18 protein-coding genes are annotated in these 23026 nt (G+C 72.7%); 7 read left to right on the top strand and 11 right to left on the bottom strand.

The features are described from left to right. Positions 1 to 147 precede the first annotated feature (147 nt). On the top strand, positions 148 to 810 hold the full coding sequence (locus tag AB0J86_RS12475) for a response regulator transcription factor (RefSeq protein WP_363856348.1): 663 nt from the start codon (positions 148 to 150) through the stop codon (positions 808 to 810). A gap of 80 nt (positions 811 to 890) precedes the next feature. Here AB0J86_RS12475 and AB0J86_RS12470 read toward each other — a convergent pair whose 3' ends face one another. The 9 genes from AB0J86_RS12470 to AB0J86_RS12430 all read right to left on the bottom strand — a co-directional run bounded on the left by AB0J86_RS12470 (position 891) and on the right by AB0J86_RS12430 (position 10852). Then, positions 891 to 2240, bottom strand: coding sequence for an NAD(P)/FAD-dependent oxidoreductase (locus AB0J86_RS12470; protein WP_363856346.1), 1350 nt, complete (start codon positions 2238 to 2240; stop codon positions 891 to 893). Between the two features lie 273 nt (positions 2241 to 2513). After that, complete coding sequence (locus tag AB0J86_RS12465; RefSeq protein ID WP_363856344.1) at positions 2514 to 2681, bottom strand: hypothetical protein; 168 nt, start codon at positions 2679 to 2681, stop codon at positions 2514 to 2516. 390 nt (positions 2682 to 3071) lie between these two features. Beyond that, entirely contained in the window at positions 3072 to 4067 is a 996-nt protein-coding gene (locus AB0J86_RS12460) for an Lrp/AsnC family transcriptional regulator (RefSeq protein ID WP_363856342.1), read from the bottom strand. Further along, positions 4054 to 4902 (bottom strand): alpha/beta hydrolase, encoded by an 849-nt coding sequence (locus AB0J86_RS12455; RefSeq protein WP_363856340.1) that lies wholly within the window; start codon positions 4900 to 4902, stop codon positions 4054 to 4056. The genes AB0J86_RS12460 and AB0J86_RS12455 overlap by 14 nt, the downstream gene beginning before the upstream one ends. A 22-nt stretch (positions 4903 to 4924) precedes the next feature. Then, positions 4925 to 6097, bottom strand: a complete 1173-nt coding sequence (locus AB0J86_RS12450) for a Xaa-Pro peptidase family protein (RefSeq protein ID WP_363856338.1) — start codon at positions 6095 to 6097, stop codon at positions 4925 to 4927. A gap of 91 nt (positions 6098 to 6188) precedes the next feature. Continuing rightward, on the bottom strand, positions 6189 to 7088 hold the full coding sequence (locus tag AB0J86_RS12445) for an ABC transporter permease (protein ID WP_363856336.1): 900 nt from the start codon (positions 7086 to 7088) through the stop codon (positions 6189 to 6191). Beyond that, positions 7085 to 8050 carry an ABC transporter permease gene (locus AB0J86_RS12440; protein WP_363856334.1) on the bottom strand — a complete coding sequence of 322 codons (966 nt, stop codon included), beginning with the start codon at positions 8048 to 8050 and terminating at the stop codon, positions 7085 to 7087. The genes AB0J86_RS12445 and AB0J86_RS12440 overlap by 4 nt, the downstream gene beginning before the upstream one ends. Before the next feature lie 6 nt (positions 8051 to 8056). Further along, positions 8057 to 9643 carry an ABC transporter substrate-binding protein gene (locus tag AB0J86_RS12435; RefSeq protein ID WP_363856332.1) on the bottom strand — a complete coding sequence of 529 codons (1587 nt, stop codon included), beginning with the start codon at positions 9641 to 9643 and terminating at the stop codon, positions 8057 to 8059. Continuing rightward, on the bottom strand, positions 9644 to 10852 hold the full coding sequence (locus AB0J86_RS12430) for a membrane dipeptidase (RefSeq protein ID WP_363856330.1): 1209 nt from the start codon (positions 10850 to 10852) through the stop codon (positions 9644 to 9646). 332 nt (positions 10853 to 11184) lie between these two features. Here AB0J86_RS12430 and AB0J86_RS12425 point away from each other — a divergent pair, with 332 nt between their 5' ends. The 5 genes from AB0J86_RS12425 (at position 11185) to AB0J86_RS12405 (ending at position 20623) form a co-directional block, all read left to right on the top strand. Further along, the gene (locus tag AB0J86_RS12425) at positions 11185 to 12186 is read left to right on the top strand and encodes an ABC transporter ATP-binding protein (RefSeq protein WP_363856328.1); all 1002 of its coding nucleotides are present in this window, start codon (positions 11185 to 11187) and stop codon (positions 12184 to 12186) included. Then, positions 12167 to 13198 (top strand): oligopeptide/dipeptide ABC transporter ATP-binding protein, encoded by a 1032-nt coding sequence (locus AB0J86_RS12420; RefSeq protein WP_363856326.1) that lies wholly within the window; start codon positions 12167 to 12169, stop codon positions 13196 to 13198. The genes AB0J86_RS12425 and AB0J86_RS12420 overlap by 20 nt, the downstream gene beginning before the upstream one ends. Before the next feature lie 173 nt (positions 13199 to 13371). Continuing rightward, a complete protein-coding gene (locus AB0J86_RS12415) occupies positions 13372 to 14172 on the top strand; it encodes an SDR family NAD(P)-dependent oxidoreductase (protein WP_363856325.1) in 801 nt (266 codons plus the stop codon). 123 nt (positions 14173 to 14295) lie between these two features. Then, entirely contained in the window at positions 14296 to 16566 is a 2271-nt protein-coding gene (locus tag AB0J86_RS12410; protein WP_363856323.1) for an excinuclease ABC subunit UvrA, read from the top strand. 169 nt (positions 16567 to 16735) lie between these two features. Beyond that, on the top strand, positions 16736 to 20623 hold the full coding sequence (locus AB0J86_RS12405; RefSeq protein WP_363856321.1) for an ABC transporter ATP-binding protein/permease: 3888 nt from the start codon (positions 16736 to 16738) through the stop codon (positions 20621 to 20623). A 30-nt stretch (positions 20624 to 20653) separates the two neighbouring features. Here the strand turns inward: AB0J86_RS12405 and AB0J86_RS12400 are convergent, their stop codons facing one another. Then, positions 20654 to 21850, bottom strand: coding sequence for an MFS transporter (locus AB0J86_RS12400; RefSeq protein WP_363856319.1), 1197 nt, complete (start codon positions 21848 to 21850; stop codon positions 20654 to 20656). Between the two features lie 5 nt (positions 21851 to 21855). Here AB0J86_RS12400 and AB0J86_RS12395 point away from each other — a divergent pair, with 5 nt between their 5' ends. Next, positions 21856 to 22377 carry a MarR family winged helix-turn-helix transcriptional regulator gene (locus tag AB0J86_RS12395; protein ID WP_363856317.1) on the top strand — a complete coding sequence of 174 codons (522 nt, stop codon included), beginning with the start codon at positions 21856 to 21858 and terminating at the stop codon, positions 22375 to 22377. A gap of 138 nt (positions 22378 to 22515) precedes the next feature. Here AB0J86_RS12395 and AB0J86_RS12390 read toward each other — a convergent pair whose 3' ends face one another. Further along, positions 22516 to 23007: a DinB family protein gene (locus tag AB0J86_RS12390; protein WP_363856316.1), complete on the bottom strand. Its 492-nt coding sequence runs from the start codon at positions 23005 to 23007 to the stop codon at positions 22516 to 22518. Positions 23008 to 23026: the final 19 nt, after the last annotated feature.

Here is a 23026-nt window from a genome sequence, read left to right as displayed (position 1 = left end):
CGCGCGAGGTCCAGCCAGCTCGGTCCGCCGCGGATCGGCACGGCTCCGACCGAAGGGAGGAGGCGTGATGACCGAGCGCTCGCGCGAGGTCCAGCCAGCTCGGTCCGCCGCGGATCGGCACGGCTCCGACCGAAGGGAGGAGGCGTGATGATCCGCGTGCTGCTCGCCGACGACCAGGCGCTGATGCGCGCCGGATTCCGGGCCCTGCTCGACGCCGAGGACGGCCTGGAGGTCGTCGGCGAGGCGGCCGACGGTGCCTCCGCGATCCAGCTGTCGCGGCGCCTGCGGCCGGACGTCGTGCTGATGGACGTGCAGATGCCCGGGCTCGACGGTATCGAGGCGACCCGGCGCATCGCCGCCGATCCCGACCTCGGCACGGTCCGCGTCCTCATTCTCACCAACTACGGACTCGACCCGTACGTCTTCGCCGCGCTCCGGGCCGGCGCCAGCGGGTTCCTGCTCAAGGACGCCGATCCCGCCGACCTGCTACAGGCCGTCAGCGTGGTGGCCCGCGGTGACGCGCTGCTCGCCCCGGCGGTCACGCGTACGCTGATCAGCGAGTTTGTCGCGGGCCCGGCGCCGGCCGACCCGGCGGCCGGCCGCGACGTGCTGACCGCACGCGAGCAGGAGGTCGTCGAGTTCGTCGCGCGCGGGCTGAGCAACGACGAGATCGCCGAGCGCATGGTGATCAGTCCGTTGACCGCGAAGACACACGTCAACCGGGCGATGACCAAGCTGCACTGCCGCGACCGCGCCCAACTGGTCGTCTGGGCGTACGAGTCGGGGCTGGTCACGCCACGGCGCCGCTGACACCGGCCGCTCAGCCGGGCGCACCCGCCGGCCGTGCACTGCGCACCGGCCGCTCAGCCGGGCGCACCCGCCGCCCGGGCTCAGACCTCCGCGCCGCGCTTGTTGTAGAAGCCCTCGACGAACTTGCGCCGCAGCGGCGGTACCCGGCTGTTGACGCTGAAGTAGCCGCGGGCGGCGAGCAGCGCCAGCCGGCCGAGGACCGGCCGGTAGAGCGGGTCGTCCGCGCTGGTGCCGTTGTTGGCCAGCGAGTCGGCGACCCGGGCGAAGCCGTACGGCAGCATCTCCGCCTCGTAGTCGGCGACCGCCTGGAGCAGGGACTTCTCCCCGGCCCTCACCGAGGTCAGTTCCCGGCAGAGCAGCGCGGCGTCCCGCAGCGCGGTGTTGGCGCCGACGCCGCGTCCCGGGGTCATCGTGTGGATCGCGTCGCCGAGCAGGGTGATGTTGCTGGACTTCCAGGGCTCGACCGGTACGGAGGTGGCGACCTTGATCGGGATGCAGCTGCCGGGGTCGGCGCGGACGAAGAGTTCGCGCAGGTGGGGATGCCAGTTCGGGGTCAGCTCCAGGGCGAGCCGGATGAGTTCCTCGCCCCGCAGCTCCATCACGTTCTCCGGGAAGCGGCGGTTGGCGCTCCAGATGATCAGGTTGATGTAGTCGCGGGTGTTGTCGTAGAGCAGGCCCGGCCAGCTCTCGATCAGCTCGGCGTCGGTACCGCCGACCCCCGGCTTGACCACGCCGTGCTGGTCCCAGTTGAAGCGCATCACGTGCAGCACTCCCATGATCCCGCCGGCGCCGAAGATCAGTGAGAGCCCGTCGAGCATCTGCTCGGTCAGCAGCGCCCGCGTCCGGGAGGTGAGCAGCGTCTTGGTGGCGATGTTGATGCTGCCGGCGTCGCGTACCTCGGCGTGCGGCAGGTACTGCCGGCGGATCGCCGAATGGGTACCGTCGGCCCCGACGAGCAGGTCCGCGGTGGCCGAGGTGCCGTCGGCGAAGTACGCGGTGACCGTACCGTTGTCGTGCTGCTCGTAGTGGGTGAAGGTCTTGTCGAAGTGGACGATCTCCTCCAGCCCGGTCAGCAGGACCTGGCGCAGGGTCATCCGGGAGACGGCCCGTTCGCTGTTGATCGGGTCGGTGTCGGTACGCAGCGCGAAGGACGCCGTCTGGCCCAGCTTCTCGGTGAGCACGTTGAAGTACCGGGGTGCCGCCGCGCAGGTGGCCATGAACGTCGCGAAGAGGTCCGGCGGCAGGCACTCGCGCAGCGCCCGGTTGCCGGTCGGCCCGATGCCGAGCCGGTACCCGTGCAGGCCGTCGCGGCGGGTGCGGTACCGCTCGTACACGGCCACGTTGATGCCCGCCCGGCGCAGGCCGTGCGCCAGGCACATGCCGCCCGTACCGGCGCCGACGACGATCACGTCAAGCGCGGTGGCGGGCACGGGCTGCCTCCGTCGACGCCGACCGGATCCACGCATCTGGGCACACGTTGGGCTCCCTCCGCTCGCCCTCCCGGCGAGTGCCGGGCGCTGTGGCGGAACCCACCATGCCGGCGGCGGCGTCACGGGACAGTCACCGCCGGGCTCGCCGTCGGTGACGCCCCACCCCTCCGCGATCTAGGGCAAATCGTCGTGATTAGAGATCCTCTCACGAGGATTTGCCCTAGATCGCGGAGGAGAGAGAGGAGGAGGGGGAAGGGAAGGCAAGGGAAGGGCTCAGGTCATCAGGCTGGTGAGGAAGTCGCCGAAACCCTGGAAGATCGCCATGAGGACGGCGCCGATGGATTTGAAGGTCTGGGCCGCACCGTCCGGCCGGAACGCGATGAAGAAGATCAGGAAGGCGAAGAATCCCCACGCTAGGATCTTCTTGAGCAGAACGGGCATTTCACCTCCACCGGATGATGATTCCAGGTCTCGTGCGGCCCGTGCGGGAATATCCGGACACCCGGTACAGAAATGACCGGAACCGCTCGCCGGCGGAGCGGGCGCAAACCCCTGGCCCGCCGGCCGCCGCCACTCCCCGGCGGCGCGTCACCGCCGATCACGGTGACCGTCTGCCCCGGCGCCCGACCCGCCGTCACCGGGCCGGTTCCGCCGATCAGGACCTGGCTTCCCGTCGGCGGAGGAGGCAAACGGGAAGCCGACCGGGTGGTGCCGGGCACACTCCGGCCCTGGCCCGCGCGGGTGGCCCGGGCACACTCCGCCCCAGGCCCGCAGCGGTGGCCCGCTGGTACCACGGCGGCGTGACCGGCCCGGGCCGGCGCGGGCGACCGGTCAGGCCGGGGCGTCCGGGCCGAGGCTGGCGCGCCACCAGGGGGTCTCGACGAAGCCCCGGCGCAGGACGAGCAGCACGACGCTCGCGGTCCAGCCCTGTACGCCCTCCAGCCGGCCGAGGACGCCGGTGGTGAACTCGAAGAGGTCCTGGGTCGTCGGCAGGATCAGCTCGCACATCAGCGCGTTCTGGCTCAACATCGCCGCGACGTAACGCACGCCCCGGTAGTTCGACAGGGTGCGGGCGACCGACTCCAGGAACGGCGGCGCCACCGTGATGTTGAGGATGATCTCCGACTCGAAGCCGAGCGCCGGGGCGGGGACCAGCGTGGTGACCCGGATGCAGCCGCGGTTCAGCAGCGTCTCGAAGCGGCGCCGTACCGTGCTCTCGTTGAGCCCCACCTCGGCGGCGACGGTACGGAAGCTCGACCGCCCGTCCTCCCGCATCAGCTCGATGATCTCGCGGTCGACCGCGTCGAAGTGGCTCGGGTCGCACTGGTGCGCCCCGGTCACCGGCTCCCGGACCTCGCCCGTGAGCAGCTGCTGGCTCCAGTCGTGCGCGACCTTGTAGACGTGCAGGGTCAGGTCCGTGTCGCAGCGCTGCACGCCGTCGATGGCGAGGATCTGCTCGACGATGCGGGCCTGCAGCGACTCCTCCCGGCGCAGGTTCAGCTCGGCCATGATGTCGTACGGGCCGGTGACCAGGCCGAGGAAGCGCAGGTCGGGCTGTTCGGCGAGGGCGGCGCAGACGCGCATCTGGGTACCGGGCTGACAGGTGATGCGCAGGACGTAGAGGTCCGCCGCGCCGGCGTGGTTGTTGTCCGGTACGGCCGCCACCCGGACGATCCCGTCGCGCAGCAACTGCTGCCCGCGTCGGGCCACGGTCGCCACGGAGCTGCCCGAGCGCTCGGCGATCTCCGTCCAACTCGCCCGGCCGTCGCTCTGCAACGCGGCGACGATCCTCCGGTCGAGGTCGTCGAGGTGGTCAACGCTGCCCATCGGCTCCAACTTCGCGGAGGAAGTCCCGTACCACCTGGCGCCAGAGTGGCGCCTCCTCGATCTGTGGCGAGTGTCCGGACTTCTCGAACACGACGAGCCTAGCGTCCGGGATCAATCCCGCGATCACCTCGCTGCTCGCCACGGGAGTGATCCAGTCGTCCCGGCCGACGGTGACCAGCGTGGGGCAGGTGATCCGGTGCAGCAGCGGCTTGATGTCGTAGTTCGGCATGTTCACCGAGAAGGCGTAGTTGTGCGTCGCGTACCGGTACGGGGTCGCTTCGACCCGCTCGGCGACCTTGGCCGGGTCGTACACGTGGTCGTAGAGGGGCAGGATTTCCCGCCAGCAGTCCCGCAGGTCGTCGTCGTCGCGGACCCGGCCGGTGTTGATCCGGTCCAGCTTCTCCAGGTCGACGCGGACCCGGGTGGAGGTCTCGGCGTTGCGCCGGGCGGCCTTGTCGTTCTCGTGGTCGGCCGAGGTGTCCCGCAGCACCAGCGCGCGCAGCCGCTCCGGGTGCCGGATCGCGTACTCCATCGCGATGAAGCCGCCGTACGAGCCGCCGGCCATGACGAACGACTCGACCCCGGCCCACTCGCGCAGCGCGTCCACATCGGCCACCCACTGCTCGTGGCTGAACGGCGGCCGGCCCTCGCTCGCCCCCGACCCGCGCGCGTCGAAGACGATCACGCGGTAGGTGTCCGCGAACGGGGCGAAGGTGGCCCGGGGTTCGGACCGCGAACCCAGGCCCGGCGCGCCGTGGTGGGCGATCAGGACCGGGGCGTCGTCCGCGCCGAAGACCTCGACCTCCAGCTCGTTGCCGTTGATGAGCAGCCGCACGGTACTTCCTTCCTGGAGCTTCCTAGAGCGCGACGACCACGTCGTCGAGGGACCGGGGGTACGCGGTGAACGGGCGGGCACCGTCCTCGGTGACCAGCATCGAGTCGGAGATGCGGTAGCCGCCGTGGCCCGGCACGTAGATGCCGGGTTCGTTGGAGACGATCATTCCGGCCTCCAGCGGGGTGTCGTCGCCGTCGGAGAGCCACGGCGGCTCGTGCATGCCCAGCCCGATGCCGTGTCCCTGCCGGTGGCGCAGGTACCCGGCGAGCCCGGCCGCCCGGATCACGTCGAGGCACGCCTGGTTGGCCCGGGCGCATGGCAGCCCGGGGCGCAGCGCCTCGCCGCCGGTCTGCTGCGCCTGGCGGACCGCCTCGTAGTAGCGGCGCTGCTCGGCGGTGGGTTCGCCGAGGACGAAGGTCCGCTCCCCCTCGACGAACCGGCCGCCCACGGCGCAGCCGAGCGAGAGCATGAAGACCTCGCCGGGGCGCAGCCGGTACCCCGAGGGCAGGGCGTGCGGCCGGGCGCTGTTGGCGCCGGCGTAGACGAGCCCGCCGGCCAGCGGCGAGACCACCACCACGTCGGAGTGCTCGGCGTACATGGTGGCGGCGCCGACCGCGCCGACGTGCCGGGCCAGCTCGGCCTCGCTGGGCAGCTCGCCGCCGGCGGCGACGGCCTCCTCGACCAGGGCGCGGCCCGCGGCGAGCATCAGGTCCGTGATCCGGGCCGCCTCCGCGTGCAGCGCGATCTCCTCCGGCCGCTTGCGCAGCCGGGCCCGGGCGATCACGTCGGTACGCACGAGCGTGGCGGCCGGGAAGGCGGCGCGCACCTCGTCCAGCCGGGAGACGGTCATGCTGCCCGCGTACCCGATCCGGCCGGTGACGGGGGCGAGGTACGTCAGCGGTGGCCGCAGCCCCGGGAACTCGGGGTAGCCGACCAGGTCGGCCAGGGCGTGCTGGGCCTGCGCGTGCTCGCGCTCCAGCTCGGGCAGGAGCAGCCGGCTGGTCCCGTCGACGCCGAGCAGCACCGCGACGGGGCGCTCGCCGGGATGGTGGAAGAAGCCGGTCAGGTAGGCGACGTCGTCGGCGTGGTCGGCGAGTACCGCGTCCAGGCCGGCCCGGTCCAGCTCGGCGCGGAGGTCGTCCTGCAGGGTGCGGTAGAACGCGGCCGACAGCCGCTGCGACGATCCGACCGGCATTCGCCGCGACGGTACGGCCGGCGGGCGCGCGGGAGACTCCTCCGGTGGCCGGGGGGACGCCTCGGCCGGCGGGTGCGGGGTGGCGGGCACGCTACTGCTCCTCCCGGGTGCGCGGGTTGCGCGCGTCGTTGTAGGCGATCGAGATGAGGGTGGCCGAGACGACCAGGGCGAGCATCGCCAGCGACGGGAAGAGCGTGGTCCACCAGGCGCTGGACATCGAGCCGGACTGCTCGGCCTCGTAGAGGATCCGCCCCCAGGACCAGCTGTTCGGGTCGCTCAGCCCGAGGAAGGCCAGGCTGGCGGCGGTGAGTACGGCCCGGGACGCGGTCAGCACCACGGAGACCACGACCACCGGGGCGACCGCCGGCAGCAGGTGCTTACGGATGATCCAGACGTGCGAGCCGCCGGTGAGCCGGGCCGCGTCCATGTAGGGCAGCCGGACCACGGAGAGCGCCTGCGAGCGGACCACCCGGGTCACCTCGGGCCAGGAGAAGAAGGCGATGACCAGGACCACGGTGGTCAGGCTCGGCCCGGACAGCGCCGCCACCAGGATCATCAGCGGCAGCACCGGCAGCGCGAGGCAGAGGTCGACGACGGTACCGATGACCGCGTCCGCCTTCGGGAAGTAGGCGCCGAGCACGGCCACGAGTACGCCGATCAGGATCGCCAGCGCGGAGGAGAGCGCGGCCACCACGATGCTGATCCGCGCGCCCCAGACCACCTCGGCGAAGATGTCCCGCCCGAGGTTGTCGGTACCGAACCAGTGCGCGCCGGAGGGCGCCTGGAGGACCTGGTCGCCGTAGCCGCGCGGGGCGTCGACGAGCAGCGGGGCGAACGCGCCGACCAGGACCAGCACCAGCAGGATGCCGACGGAGACCAGGCCGAGCGGGTTGCGCCGGAACGCCGACCAGGTCGCCCGCGCGGCGGAGACCTGGTCGTTCGCGGTGGTCTCCAGCGGCGTACCGACGGCGGGGGTGCCCACGGCGGTCATGCCGTCCTCACTCTCGGGTCGAGCAGCCCGTACGCCAGGTCGGTCAGCACGTTCGCCACCACGACGGTGGCGGCGAGCAGCACGAACGCGCCCTGGAGCACGGGGTAGTCGAGTTGGGTGACCGCCTCGTAGATGCCGCGCCCGATGCCGGGGTAGGCGAAGACGGTCTCGGTCAGCACGGCGCCGCCGACCAGGTAGCCGAGTTGCAGCCCGACCAGGGTGGTGGTGGGCAGCAGCGCGTTGCGCAGCCCGTGCTTCCAGACCACCTTGCGGTTCGGCAGCCCCTTGGCCCGGGCCAGCACGCAGTAGTCCTCGCCGAGCGATTCGATCAGCGTGGAGCGCAGCGTCAGCACGTACGAGCCGAGCTGCACGAGGGCGAGGCTGACGCAGGGCAGGACCAGGTGGGCGGCGACGTCGCCGTACCAGGCCGGGCCGTAGACCCCCGGGCTGTACGCGCCGCCGATCGGCAGCCAGTGCAGTTGCAGCCCGAGCACGAAGAGCAGGAAGATGCCGACGCTCGGGACGAAGAGGGACTGTCCGGTGACCCCGCCGACCTGCACCAGCCGGTCCAGCACCCCCCGCGGGCGGGTCGCCGCCAGCACCCCGAGCGGGACGCCGACGGCGACCGTCACCAGCAGCGACGAGAGCGTCAGCAGCAGGGTCCAGGGCAGCCGGGCCAGGAGCACCGAGCTGACCGGGACCTGCTGGGTGAAGGAGATGCCGAGGTTGCCGTGCAGCAGCTGCCACAGGTACCGGCCGTACTGGCTGAGCAGCGGCTCGTCCAGGCCGTACTGGTGCAGCAGGATCGCGCGCGCCTGCGGGGTCATGTTCGGGCTGGCCACCGCCAGGGCGGGGTCACCGGGCAGCAGGCGGAGCAGCAGGAAGGTGACCGTGCTGGCGAACCACAGGGTCAGCACCCCCCGGCCCAGCCGGCGAGCCGCGAATCGAGCAACCGGTGGCATCTCGGGTCACCCGTTCTTCTTCACGTTGGCGAGCGACTCCGGGTCGAGCAGGGAGAGCAGCTCGCTGGGCTTGACGACGAAGCCGCTCCAGGCGGAACCGTGGGCGAAGTAGAGGTTCTGCATGTACATGACGTTGTCGTAGACGTTGTCGTGCACCAGCGCCGTGGCCTGCCAGATCAGCTGCTTCTGCTGCGCCTTGTCGGTGGTCTGCTGGGCCTGGGTGATCAGCCCGGAGAGCCGTGGGTCGTCGACGAGCGAGTAGTTGATCGCGCCCTTCGGCAGGTACGTCAGGGACATGTTCGTCGTCGGGTCGTCCATGATCGCGAAGTTGCCCGCGTAGATGTCGTAGTCGCCGGCGGCCGTCTTGGCCAGGTACGTGTTGCGGTCCATCCCCTGGAGGTTGATGGTGATGCCGGCCTTGGCGGAGTCGTCCTTGACGATGCTGGCCCACTGGGCGGTCACCGCGTCCTGCAACGAGTAGATCATCGTGAGGGCGAGCGGCCTGCCGGGTCCGTACCCGGCCTCCTGGAGCAGCTGCCGGGCGAGGTTCGGGTCGTAGTTGTACTCCTGCAACGACGGGTTGACCCAGTCCTTGAGCGCCGGCGGGATCGGGCTGGAGCCGGTGGTGACCGCCTGCCCCTGCAGCACGACCGTGCGGATCGCGTTGTAGTCCACCGCGTGCGCGAGCGCCTGGCGTACCTTCACCTGGTCCAGCGGCTTGCGGGTCATGTTGTACGCCATGTGCGCGTACCCGAGGCCCGGTACCTGCTCGACCTTGACCCCGCTGACCGCCTGGAGGTTCTTCACCTGCGCCGGGGGCAGCGCGTTGCCGATCAGGTCGACGTCGCCGTTCTTCAGCGCCAGGATCTCGGTGTTGATGTCCGGGTAGACCCGGTACACGATCTTGGCGACGGTCGGGGTGCCGCCGGGGGCGAACGGGTACGGGGTGACCCGCTCCAGCGTGTAGCTCTGCCCCTTCGCGACGGTGGTCAGCCGGTATGGTCCGGCGCTGACCCAGTTGGCGTTGTTGGCGAACTTCGCCACGCTGCCGGCCGACTCGAAGACGTGCTTCGGTACCACGTTCATCCAGAAGCCGACCTCGCCGACCACGGTCGAGTCGGGCCGCTTCAGCTTCAGCTCGACCCGGGTCGGTGACGGCGCCGAGGCGGAGTCGACGTTGGACATCTGCCCGTAGGTGGTGTTGCCGGCGGGCTTGTCCCTGAGGATCGCGTTGATGGTGTAGGCGACGTCGTCGGCGGTGACCGGCTTGCCGTCGCTCCACCTGAGGTCGTCGCGGATGTCCCAGTACCCGGTGGTCGGGTTGGTGTAGCCGTAGGACTTCGCCAGGTAGGGCTGCTTGTTGCCGTTGGCGTCGATGGTCAGCAGCCGCGGGTACATCAGGTCGGTGACCCAGTTGTCGGTACGGCTGTTGCCGATCAGCGGGTTGAAGTTGACCACGTCGGTGGTGGTCGCGATCGTCAGGGTCGCGTCGCCGGAGTCCGCCGCCTGCCGCGGTGCGGACGGGGCGCAGGCGGCCAGCGCGGCCACCGCGGCGAGGGAGGAGAACGCGACGAGGGGAAGGCGGACACGCATCTAGACCCAGACCTCCTCGAGGACCCGGACGGTGTTGCCGCCGACCACCTTGCGGATCTCGTCGTCCGAGTAGTCGTGGCTGACCAGCCATCCGATGATGTTGTAGAAGCACTCGGCCGGGTTCTCCAGGCCGTCGACGTACTCCACCCGCGGGTGCTCGACGTGGCCGTGCGCCTGGGAGATGGAGAGGTTGCCGGCGAACGCGTCGTGCAGGCCGACGTGGTCGCCGAAGAGGGTGTCCGGACCGAAGGTGACGTGGTCGATGCCGAGCACGTCCACCAGGTGGGTGAAGTGGTCCATCACCGATTCGAGGCTGTGCCGCGGGTGCGCCTCGGAGAGGGTGGTGTGCGGGGCGGCCTCGATGCCGATGACGCCGCCACGCTCGGCGCACGCCTTGATGAGCGCGTCCGGCTTCATCCGGTTGGTCGGCCAGACCTCGCGGGATCCGCAGTGGGTGATGAAGACCGGCTTGGTCGAGTGCTTGATCACGTCGAGCGCGGTGCGGTCGCCGGAGTGCGAGATGTCGATGGCGAGGCCGAGCTTGTTCATCCGCTCCACGGCCCGCTCGCCGAAGTAGGTCAGCCCGCCGTCGCCGCGCTCCTTGAGGCCGCTGCCGAGGTAGTTCGCCTCGGAGTACGCGATGCCGATCTGCCGTACGCCGAAGCCGTACAGCACGTCGAGCCGGTCCACCTCGTTCTCGATCGGGGTCGCCGCCTCGAGCGCGAAGACGTGGGCCAGCCGGCCGGTCTCGTGGGCGTGGTAGATGTCCTTGAGCGACTCCGCCTTGACGACGAAGTCCTGGTGGGCCAGGTCGGCCATGCGCACGCCGAGGTCGAAGAGGACGTCCTGGTACTTCCAGCCCGCGTCGCTGGAGATGCAGCAGGTGCCGTCCATGCCGTTGTCGAAGACCGCGGTCATGCCGGAGCGGGCCAGCCCCCGGTAGCCGGTGGGTTCGCGCCCGGTGCGGATGTGCTCGCGCAGCTGGCCCAGGTCGGCCGGGAAGACCTGCACGTGGTCGTGCAGCGAGATGACGATCTCGTCGGTGAGCAGCCGCACCGTCCGCTCGCGCTGGCTGTCGGACAGCTCCAACCCCTGGTACGCCGGCACCCGGCCGATCTGCTCGGCGTAGGTGAACACCTTGTAGTCCCGGCCCGGCTCGAGATAGTCGTACGCCGTGTAGCCCGTGTACCGCTTTGCGCTCTCCAGCATCAAAGCTCCCCTCTCCTGTGGCGTCGCCGTCGGTGCACGCGGCCGCGTCCATGCGGCGGCGCCGTAGCGGCGGGACCACCCGTGCCGGGCGCCCGCCCTCGCTGTCGTGCCGGTCGCCGGCCGTCGTCCCACGGGACGCGCGGGTTCGCGCTGTCGTCCCGCCTCGGGAACGGGCCGGCACCCCGTGGTGACGAGTACTCGCCGGGCGACTCATGCAAGGCTTGCAATAATCCGGCACTGTAGTCAAGATGCAAAAGAGAAACAGGCAGAGCAGCGGGCAATCGAGCAAGGTTCAGGCATAGAAGACCGGATGATTTACCGGGAGGCAACAGATGCGTCACTCCCCCGACACCGCGTTACAGGTACGCGGTCTCTCGGTGACGTTCGGTACCCGCCGCGGGCCCGTACCGGCCGTGGTCGACCTCGACCTCGACGTCGGCCGGGGCGAGCTGGTCGCCCTGCTCGGCGAGTCCGGCTCCGGCAAGTCCGCCGCCGCCCGGGCGATGATGGGCCTGTCGGCCGGCAACGCCACGGTCCACGCGCAGCGGCTGCGGCTCGGCGACACCGACCTGCTCGACCTGCCCGAACGGCAACGCCGGGAGCTGCGCGGCAGCCGGATGAGCATGGTCTTCCAGGACGCGCTCTCCGCGCTGAACCCGGTGCTCTCCATCGGCGACCAGCTCGGCGAGCTGTTCCGTGAGCACCGCGAGACGTCCCGCCGGCGGGCCCGGGCCGCCGCCGTCGAGCTGCTCGGCCAGGTCGGCATCCCGGACCCGGCCGGGCGAATCGGCGACTATCCGCACCAGTTCTCCGGCGGCATGCGCCAGCGCATCCTCATCGCGATGGCCATCGCGCTCCGGCCCGAGCTGGTCATCGCCGACGAGCCCACCACCGCGCTCGACGTGACGGTCCAGGCCCAGATCCTGGAGCTGCTCGACTCGCTGCGGCGCGAGCTGGACATGGCGGTACTGCTGATCACGCACGACCTGGGCGTGGTCTCCGAGGTCGCCGACCGGGTGGTGGTGATGTACGCCGGCCGGGTGGTGGAGTCCGGCAGCGCCGACGACCTGCTCACCCGCCCGGCCCACCCCTACACCGAGGCGCTGCTGCGCTCGGTGCCGCAGGTCGAGCAGCGCGGCCGCGAGCTGTACGCCATCCCGGGCAGCCCGCCCACCCCCGGCAACCAGCCCTCGGGCTGCCCGTTCCACCCCCGGTGCGCCCGGGCGGTCGACCGGTGCCGGACCGAGCGCCCCCCGCTCACCACCGTCTCGGCCGGCCGCGCCTCGGCCTGCCATCTCGCGAAGGAGGTGCTGCATGCCGCCGTCATCGGGTGAGCTGGTGCTCGACGCGCGTGACCTGCACAAGACGTACCGCACGGGACGGGCCGGCGGACACCGGGCCCGGGTCAGCGCCGTGGACGGGGTCAGCCTGCGGCTGCGCGCCGGCGAGTCGCTCGGCATCGTCGGCGAGTCCGGCTGCGGCAAGTCGACGCTGGCCCGGATGCTCGTCGGGCTGGAGCGCCCCGACTCGGGCCGGATCGAGGTCGCCGGGGTGGACGTCACCCGGGCCCGGGGACGCGAGCGGCGGCGGATGCACCAGCGGGTACAGATGGTCTTCCAGGACCCGTACACCTCGCTGGACCCGCGGATGAACGTGCTCGACCTGGTCTCCGAGCCGCTGATGGTGCACCGCCGGGTCACCGGCGGGGCGGCCCGCCGCGACCGGGTCGCCGAGCTGCTCTCCCTGGTCAACCTGGCCCCGGAGCTGATGCACCGCTACCCGCACCAGTTCTCCGGCGGGCAGCGCCAGCGCATCGGCATCGCCCGCGCGCTCGCCCTCGACCCGGAGGTGCTGGTCTGCGACGAGCCGGTCTCCGCGCTGGACATGTCGGTGCAGGCCCAGGTGGTCAACCTGCTGCGCGACCTGCAACGGCGGATGGGGATCGCGCTGGTCTTCATCGCGCACGACCTGTCGGTGGTGCGGCACGTCTCGGACCGGACCGCGGTGATGTACCTCGGCCGGCTCGCCGAGATCGGGGAGACCACCACCGTGTACGACGCGCCCGCGCACCCGTACACCCAGGCGCTGCTCTCCGCCTCGCCGGTGGTGGACCGTACCCGGCGCCGGCTGACCGACCGGATCCGGCTCGCCGGCGACCCGCCCAGCCCGACCGCCCCGCCGGCCGGCTGCCGGTTCCACACCCGGTGCCGGCTCGCCCGGGAGCGCTGCGCGCGGGAGCAGCCGGTGCTGCGGACCATCGACACCGGGCCGGACGGCGCCGCCGACCAGGTGGTGGCCTGCCACTTCGCCGAGGAGTCCCGGGCCGCGCCCGCCGAGGCGGCCTGACCGCGCCCGGTCGCGGCGGGCGGCGCCGACCGGGTGGTGGCCTGACCGCGCCCGGTCGGGCCGGCGCGGTCCCACCCGGTCGGGTGGCGGTCGGTGCGGAGATTCCGCCCGGTCGGTGTTAGGGCGGCACGACAGGGGGCACCCATAGGGGCGGAGCGGGAGAGGAGAGCCCCATGGTGAACCCGACCGACCGGCCGCTGGCCGCGATCACCGGTGCCTCCAGCGGCATCGGCTACGAACTCGCCCGGCAGTTCGCCGAGCACGGCTACGACGTGGTGGTCGCGGCCGAGGACGCCGGGATCACCGACCTCGCCCGCGCGCTCGCGGCGTCGGGCGCCCGGGTCGAGCCCGTCCAGGTGGACCTGGCCAGCTACGACGGCGTGGAGCGGCTGTACCAGCGGATCCGCTCGCTGAACCGCCCGCTGGACGCCGTAGCGATCAACGCCGGGGTCGGCGTGGGCGGCCCGTTCGCCCGTACCGACCTCGCGGCCGAGCTGAACATCGTCGACCTGAACGTACGCTCGGCGGTGCACCTGGCCAAGCGCTGCGTGCAGGAGATGGTCGAGCGCGGTACGGGCGGGATCCTGTTCACGTCGTCGATCGCCGCCGCGCAGCCCGGACCGTTCGAGGCCGTCTACGCCGCCTCCAAGTCCTTCCTCCAGTCCTTCTCGCAGGCGCTGGCCAACGAGCTGAAGGACACCGGCGTCACCGTGACCGCGCTGATGCCGGGCGTCACCGACACGCGGTTCTTCGAGCGGGCCGACATGCTGGACACCCGGGCCGGCTCGGGCCGCAAGGACGACCCGGCCGAGGTCGCCCGGCAGGGCTTCGAGGCGCTGGCGAAGGGGCGCGACCACGTGGTCGCCGGTTCGCTGGTGAACCGCCTGCTGACCGGAGCCTCGAAAATCACGCCGGACCAGGTCAAGGCCCAGCTGCACCGCAGGCTCTCCGAGCCGGGCTCGGGCCAGGGCTGACGACCGGGCGTACGCCGGGGCCAATCTCCGCGGCCGGCGGGTCGGGCGTGGCCCGGCAGTCGGCGCGGCGTGCGGTAGCTTTACCCCGCCAACTCTTTACGCTGTACGGAGATCGGGGGAAACATGGCTACCGGACGGTGGTCCGCGGCGGACAGTCACGACGTGATCGAGGTGCGCGGCGCCCGGGAGAACAACCTCGCCAACGTCTCGCTCGACATACCGAAGCGCCGGCTCACGGTCTTCACCGGGGTCTCCGGATCGGGGAAGTCCTCCCTGGTCTTCGGCACGATCGCGGCCGAGTCGCAGCGCCTGATCAACGAGACCTACACGGCCTTCATCCAGTCGTTCATGCCGAGCCTCGGCCGGCCCGACGTCGACGCGCTGCGCAACCTCAGCGCCGCCATCGTGGTGGACCAGGAGCGGATGGGCGCCAACTCCCGCTCCACGGTCGGTACCGCCACCGACGCGTACACGATGTTGCGGATCGTCTTCAGCCGCGTCGGTACCCCGCACGTCGGCACCTCGACCGCGTTCAGCTTCAACAGCGCCGAGGGGATGTGCCCGCGCTGCGAGGGGCTCGGCCGGATCTCGGACATCGACGTCGGCCAGCTCGTGGACGTCGACCGCTCGCTCAACGAGGGCGCGATCACGGTACCGAACTTCGCGGTCGGCTCCTGGTACTGGCAGGTCATCGCCCAGTCCGGCTTCTTCGACCCGGACGTGAAGCTGCGCGACTACACCCCGGAGCAGTGGCAGGACTTCCTGCACAAGCCCGCCACCAAGGTCAAGCAGTCCGGCATCAACACCACGTACGAGGGGCTCGTGGTGAAGGTGCGGCGGACCTTCCTGGCCAAGGACCGGGAGTCGATGCAGCCGCACGTCCGGGCGTTCGTGGACCGGGCGGTCACCTTCACCCGGTGCCCGGAGTGCGCCGGCACCCGGCTCAACCCGGCCGCGCTCTCCGCCCGCATCGACGGGAGGAACATCGCCGAGTGCTCGGCCATGCAGATCAGCGACCTCGCCGAGTTCGTCCGCCGGATCACCGACCCGTCGGTGAAGCCGCTCGTGAGCACCCTGTCGGAGACGCTGGACTCACTGGTCGAGATCGGTCTCGGCTATCTGAGCCTGGACCGCGAGTCGGCCACGCTCTCCGGCGGCGAGGCCCAGCGGGTGAAGATGGTCCGGCACCTCGGTTCCAGCCTCACCGACGTCACGTACGTCTTCGACGAGCCCACGGTCGGCCTGCACCCGCACGACATCCAGCGGATGAACGACCTGCTGCTGCGGCTGCGGGACAAGGGCAACACGGTGCTGGTGGTCGAGCACAAGCCCGAGACCATCGAGATCGCCGACCACGTGGTCGACCTCGGTCCGGGCGCCGGACCGGCCGGCGGCCAGCTCTGCTTCGCCGGCGACGTCGCCGGGCTGCGCGCCTCGGGGACGCTGACCGGGCGGTACCTGGACCACCGGATCCGGCTGCGGGAGCGGTTCCGGCAGCCCACCGGGCAGCTCCCGATCCGGGGCGCCAACCTGCACAACCTCCGGGACGTCGACGTGGACATCCCGCTGGGCGTACTGACCGTGGTCACCGGGGTCGCCGGCTCGGGCAAGAGCTCCCTGATCCACGGCTGCCTGCCGCGCCGCGACGGCGTGGTGGTGGCCGACCAGTCGCCCATCCGCGGCTCCCGCCGCAGCAACCCGGCCACCTACACCGGCCTGCTGGACCCGATCCGGACCGCCTTCGCGAAGGCCAACGGGGTCAAGGCCGCACTGTTCAGCGCCAACTCCGAGGGCGCCTGCCCGAACTGCAAGGGGATCGGCCTGGTCTACACCGACCTGGCCATGATGGCCGGGGTGGCCTCGGTCTGCGAGCAGTGCGAGGGCCGGCGGTTCACGCCCGAGGTGCTCACGTACCGGCTGCGCGGCCGGAACATCAGCGAGGTGTTGGCGATGTCGGTCGCCGAGGCCCGGGACTTCTTCCCGTCGGGTCAGGCCCGGGTCATCCTCGACCGGCTCGCCGACGTCGGGCTCGGCTACCTCGGGCTCGGCCAGCCGCTCACCACGCTCTCCGGCGGCGAGCGGCAGCGGCTCAAGCTCGCCATCCACATGGCCGAGAAGGCCGCGACCTACGTGCTGGACGAGCCCACCACCGGGCTGCACCTCGCCGACGTGGACCAGCTCCTCGGGCTGCTGGACCGGCTGGTCGACGCCGGCAACACGGTGATCGTCATCGAGCACCACCAGGCCGTGATGGCGCACGCCGACTGGATCGTCGACCTGGGCCCCGGCGCGGGGCACGACGGCGGCCGGGTGGTCTTCACCGGTACGCCGGCCGAGCTGGTCGAGCGCGGCGAGTCGCTGACCGCCCGGCACCTGCGCGCGTACCTCGCCTGACCAGCACTCGTCGATCTAGGGCAAATCCTCGTGGATGGAGATCCATCCACGAGGATTTGCCCTAGATCGCGGAGGCACCCGCGGGGGTGCACGTACCGTAATTGCGTTGAAACGATCCCGGCGTCCACGGGAGGGTGGAGACCCGCCCACTACGCCCGGGGGATCTCCCATGCGTCTGCTCCACGACCTGTGGACCACCTCGCCGCGTCGCACCGCGACCGTCGCCGGGCTGATCGCCCTGGGCGCGGCCGGCCAGTCCGCCGCCGCCGCGCTGGCCGGTGCGGTGCTCGTGCACCGCTCGCTCGTGATGTTCGCGGCGCTGGCCGCCGCGCTGATCGCGGCCGTCCTCACGGACCTCGCGGTCGGCCTGATCACCGCCGGGCTGACCGCCGACTGGTCCGCCGACGTGCGGCGGCGGCTCTGCCGGGTCGCCCTCGGGCAGGACCTGCCGACGCTGGAGACCACGCCGGTCGGCGAACTGCTCGACCGGATCGACAACGACGTGTACCAGGTCGCCTCCGAGTTGCGCGGCCACGGCGTACGGATCGCCCAGTCGCTGACCATGGGCGTGCTCTCGATCGCCATCGCGCTCGCGCTCTGGTGGCCGGCCGGGGTGGGGATGCTGTTGCTGGCCGGGCTGCTCGCCGTCGGGCTGGCCGGCCGGACCAGGAAGATCGGCCCGGCCCGGATGGCCGAGGAGGAGTCCTGGTCCGACCTCGCCGCGGTGATGGAGGAGGCCATCCACGGGCAGGACGACGTGCGTACCAGCCTGGCCCGGCCGTACGTGTTGAAGCTCTATGCCCGCCGGGCCAGCGAGGTGCTGGCGCGGGGCCGCCGGGTCTGGGCGATGTCGGCCTCGATCACCACCACCGCCACCGGGGTGATGCGGGCCGGGATCGCGGCGGTGGTGGTCGGCGGGGTCTGGGCGCTGGCCACCGGCCGGATCGACGGGGCCCGGCTCACCGCGGTCTGGCTGCTCGTCCTCGCCTTCGGCGCCACGGTCGAGGGGCTCAGCCGGATGCTGCCGGAGCTGCAGTACGCCCTCGGCGCCTGGGCCCGGGTGCAGCTGCTGCGCGGCGCCCGGCAGGAGCCCTCCGGCGGGGCGGACCCCACCGACGGGGACCTGCTCGTCCGGAACCTCACCTTCGCCTACTCCACCCACGATCCCGAGGGCGGGCGCCGGGCGGCCCTGCGGGACGTGAGCCTGACCTTCGCCCGGGGTCGCTCGTACGCGCTGATCGGGCGGACCGGCTCCGGCAAGTCCACCCTCGCCAAGATCCTCACCCGCGCCGTCGACGTGCCGCGCGGCGCGGTCTTCCTCGGCGGCACGGACCTGGTCGACGTCGACCTCGAAGGGCTGCGCCGCTGGGTCGCCGTCGTGCCGCAGCGCACCGAGATCCTCGCCGGCACGCTCGCCGAGAACATCGCCCTGTTCGATCCGGAGCTGCTCGAACCGGCCGCCCGCGCGGTACGGGAACTGGGGCTGGAGTCCTGGGTGGCGAGTCTGCCGGAGGGGCTGGAGACCCGGCTCGGCGACGGCGGGCACGTGCTGAGCGCCGGGCAGGAACAGCTCGTCGCGTTCGCCCGGATCCTGGTACGCGACCCGCACGTGGTGATCCTCGACGAGGCGACCGCGCGACTGGACCCGGTCACCGAGTCCCGGGTACAGCGGGCCACCGAACGGCTGCTGCGCGACCGGATCGGCATCGTCATCGCGCACCGGCTCTCGTCGGTGCGGCGCTGCGACGAAGTCGTGGTGCTGGCCGACGGCGCGGTGCTGGAGGCAGGTCCGCTGCGCGAGTCGCGCCGGTTCGCGCGGCTGCTCGCCACCAGCCAGGGCCGCACGGCCGTCGAGGCGGGTACGCCGGACGGCGACGCCACGACGACGGCGACGGCGACCGGCACGCTCGTCACCGACACCGCGCCGACCGGCGCCGCGGTGACGACCGGCACGACGGTCGGCGGCACCGCGACGAGTGGCGCCGCGGTCGGCGGTACGCCGATCGGGGCCGGCGTACCGGGCCGGGCCGAGGCACGGGGCGCGGCGCCGGGCAGCATCGAGCGCGGTACCGGCGGCGGGCTCGCCGTGGCCGACCCGGACGCCCTCGCCCTGGCCGAACCGGACCTGGCGACGGCCTGGCCGGAGCCGGAGACGCTCGAACCGGGCGGCACCGGCTCCACGGCCGGTGGCGACGGCGCGGCGCTGGCCGGCGGCGGGGTGCTCGTACCCGGGCCGGCGGGCCACGGGGAGGGCGGCGCCCACCCGGCGGACCGTACCCACGACGGCCGGGCACACGACGGCGGGGCGCTGCCGGCGGCGCGGGCGGACGGTGACCTGACCGTGGCGGTCAGGGCGGACCCGCCGTCGCTGCCCGAGCCACCCCCCGCGCGGACCATGCGGGAGGTGTTCCGGCTCGCCGTGAACGACCCCCGGTGGGGCCTCGGCGCGGTGGCGGTCTTCTCCGTCATGTCCCTGCTCAGCCTGGACGGCTCGCTGCTGGCCTGGCTCTGGGCCGAGCTGGTGGACGGCCGCGGCGGCCTCTTCTGGCCGACCGCCGGGATCGTGTTCGGGCTGCTGGTGGCGCTGCCGCTGCCGTACTACACGGGCACCTGGTTCCCGGAGTGGTGGGTCCGGCAGATGCTGCGGATCAGCCTTCGCCTGGTGCACGGGCAGACCGGGCCGCGCCGGGTCAGCGCGCACACGCCGGCCGAGGTGGTCGCGCAGGGCGGCGACACCGAGCGGGTGGTGGTGCTCGCCGACAACCTGATCGACCAGTTCATGTGCCTGGTCATCCTCGTCGGGATGACCGCGGTCTCGGGGTCGGTCGTACCGGCGCTCTTCTTCGCCGGCACGATGCTTGTCTCGGGCCTGGCCGCGACCCTGTTCGGGCCCCGGCTCGCGCGCTCGGCGCGCAAGACGGTCGCGGCCCGCGCCGCGTTCGCCACGGCGCTGGTCTCGTCGCTCTCGTCGGCCCGTACGGTCAAGCTGGCCGGGGCGACCCGCCCGGTGCTGGCGCACCTGGCCCGGCTCGACCGGGTACGCAGCGACCGCCAGCGGCGGGAGATCAAGATGATGGTCTGGTCCCGGTCGACCCCGTCGCTCGCCGCCGGGCTGCTGCCGATCGCGGTCTGGGCGCTGTACCTGGCCGGCGGCCTGTCGGCGGCGGCGACCCTGGTGGCGGTGGCGACGCTCGGCGCGGCCCGCTTCTTCGCCTGGACCACGGCGTCGCTGGTGTCGCAGCTCCCCTCGGCCCGAGTCTGGACCCGGCGTACGGTCGCCATGTCCGGCGTCGGGGCGTACTCGGCGCCGGTGCCGGGGGTGGATTTGTCGGCGGGTACCGCGCCGACCCCCGACGCGGCGCCACGGCACGCGCTGCACCGGCTGGAGCTGGCCGGGTTCGGCGCCGTGCACGAGGACGGCACGATCGGGGTACGTAACGTCGACCTGACCGTGGAGCGCGGTCAGCTGGTGCTCGTGGTCGGGCCGGTCGGCGCCGGCAAGTCCTCGCTGCTGCGGGCGCTCGCCGGGATCGTCCACCACAGCGGGGCGCTGCGCTGGAACGGCCAGCCGATCACCGAACCGGAGCTGTTCCTGCGGCCGAACCAGGTCGGGTACGTCGCCCAGCTCCCCCGGGTGCTCTCCGGGACGATCTCCGACAACATCCGGCTCGGGCACGACGTGGACGCGGCCAGCGCGGTCGCGACCGCGCAGCTGGAGCACGACCTGGCGGCCAGCGGCGGCGGGCTGGGCCTGCTGATCGGGCACAAGGGCACCCGGCTCTCCGGTGGGCAGCTGCAACGCCTCGCCCTGGCCCGGGCGCTGGCGCCGCGTACCGAGCTGCTGATCGCCGACGACGTCTCCTCGGCGCTCGACGTCACCACGGAGCTGGACCTGTGGCGGGCGCTGCGCGAGCACGGCGTGACGGTGATCGGCTCGACCTCCAAGCGGGCGGCGCTGGCCCAGGCCGACCTGGTGGTGGTGCTGGTCGGCGGTACGGCGGTGGCCCGGGGCACGTGGGCCGAGTTGGCCGACCGTTGGGGTCACCTCGCGGGGTGACCCCGGCGGCCGGGGCGCGGGTCGGGCCGGTCAGCGGCCGACGGGCTCGGCCGGCGCGGGCACGGTCGGCGGCTGGGCCGGGTCGGTCACGGTACGCAGCCACCGGCGACGGTACAACGCCAGCCCGAAGGCGGTCAGCAGCGCGCCGGAGACCAGCAGGAACGCCGCGTTCGCGCCGTACCGGTCGTGGATCCGGCCGCTGATGCCCGCGCCGATCGCCACGCCGAGCTGCCCGGCGGTCTGCAACCAGCCGAAGGCGGCGGCGGTGTGCGGCGGGGGTGTGGCCCGGGCCATCAGCTCGTCGGTCACCGCCAGCCACGGCGCCAACGCCAGCCCGAAGATCGTGATCGCCACGGCGAGCTGCGGCACGGTACGGGGCAGCAGCAGCCCGAGGGAGGTGCCGGCCAGCGCCCCGAGCAGCACCAGGTAGCCGGTGGCCAGGGCGCCCCGGCGGCCCCGCGCGGCCAGCAGCAGCCCGCCGGCCAGGCTTCCCACCGACCAGAGGGTGATGAGCAGACCGGCCTGGTCCGGGTGCCCGGCGCCGGCCGCGAACGCGGGCACCAGCACCCACATCGCGCCGATGGCGATCATGTACGCGAAGTGCACGGCGACCAGCGTCCGGAAGGCGGGGCGGCCGGTACGGGGTCCGGGCCCGGGGGCGTCGGTGGCGGCGGGCGCGCGCCCGGGTACGAGCGCGGCGTTGACGACCAGCGCGGTCGTGCCGATGGCGCCGAAGGCGAGCAGGGCGCCGCTCGGTCCGGTCAGCGTGAGGCTCAGCGTCACCGCGAGCGGGCCTCCGACGTAGAGGATCTCCTGCCCGATGGCGTTGACGGCGTACGCCCGGGTCAGGGCCGGCCCGGGCACCAGGACCGGCAGCAGGGACCGGCCGCTGCTCAGCGCGGGCGGGGTGGTGAGGCCCGCGGCCGCGGCGAGCAGCACGAAGACGGCCGGTTCGGTGGCGAGGGCGAGTCCGACCAGCGCGGCAAGGTGCGCGAACCCGGTGGCGAGCAGCACCGGCCGGTCCCCCAGCCGGGCCAGCAGCCGACCGGCGACCGGGGCGGTGAGCGCCAGCCCGATGCCGCAGGCCGCGCTGGCGATCCCGGCGGTGGCGAAGCTCCCCGTGTTCTCGTGTCCGATCAGGACGACCAGCAGCTGCCGCATCGCGACCGGAAGCTGCGCGAGGTTCATCAGGCCGATGGCGGCGAGGGCACGGCGAGGTAGATTCACAAGTTATGAATCTACCCGCGGACGACGCGGCGAACCTGCTCGGGGCGCTGGCCCTCGCCGTCGGCGAACGGATGCGCGCCGCCGTGACCGGCCCGGCGGGCCACGGCGGGACGCTCGCCGAGGCCGTCGTCGTGCTGAAGGACCAGCCCGGCGTCACCGCCGAGTGGCTCGGCCGGGTGCTGGAGATCTCCCAGCCCGGCACCGCCCACCTGGTACGCCGGCTGCTGGCGCTCGGTTGGGTCGAGCGGCGCGCCGGCGCGGACGCGCGCAGCCGGGCGCTGCACCTCACGCCGGACGGTACGGCGGCGGCCGCCCGGATCCTCGCGGCCCGGCAGCGGGCCCTGGCCGAGTTGCTCGAACCCCTCGACGCCGAGCAACGCGACCGGCTCGCGGAGATCACGCGGGCGGTGCTCCGCCCCCGGGCACGCGACGAGCGGAGCCTGGCCCGGCTCTGCCGGCTCTGCGACCGCTCCCGCTGCGCCCGGTGCCCGGTGCACGCCGGCTACCTCGACCATCGCCCCGACTGACCGACTGACCGCCGGCCCCGCCGGCCCGACCGCACCGCCGGCCCGATCGACCGTCGCCCGCCGGCGCCGCCGGTCCGCTCCCCCGGGTGGGCGCGGCCTCGCCGGACGCCTCGGGCCACGACGTTCGGGCGCGCCCGGCTACCCCGCCCGGCCGATGTCCATCAGGTGGTGCTCTCCCTCGTGGACGGTGTGCCGGCCCAGCCACAGCACCGTCCGCACCTCGCGCCGCGGCCACGGGTACACGCCGGTACGGGCCAGCTCGGCCGGGTCCAGGGCGCCGAACCCGTCCGCCAGTTCCCGGGCCGCCCCGGCCAGTTCGACGAGGACCACCGCCGGGTCCTGCTCGTTGTATGCCTCCGCGACCGCGCGTTCGTCGCGCCCCATCGGGAGGAACTCCGGCTCGGTCTCCCGCAGGGCCAGCGCGAGCCGCTCGCCCTGCACCCGGAGCACGTCGCGGAAGTGGCAGGCGTACTCCAGCGGTGACCAGACCCCCTCGGCCGGGCGGCGGCGCGGGTGCCGGGCCGCGTCCAGCGCCGCGGCGTACCGCGCCCCGAACCCGCGCAGCCGCTCGGGCAGCGCTCCCGCCGGAACACTCGGATAGTCGAACCCGCACTCGTCGCAGTGCCGCATGCCGGCAAGGGTACGCAGG

Origin of the sequence: Micromonospora sp. NPDC049559, assembly GCF_040676675.1 — a bacterium.
Taxonomy (GTDB): Bacteria; Actinomycetota; Actinomycetes; order Mycobacteriales; family Micromonosporaceae; genus JBFAPK01.
The sequence above is the reverse complement of the archived record's forward strand: the minus strand, read 5'-3'. Positions and strand labels throughout refer to the sequence as shown.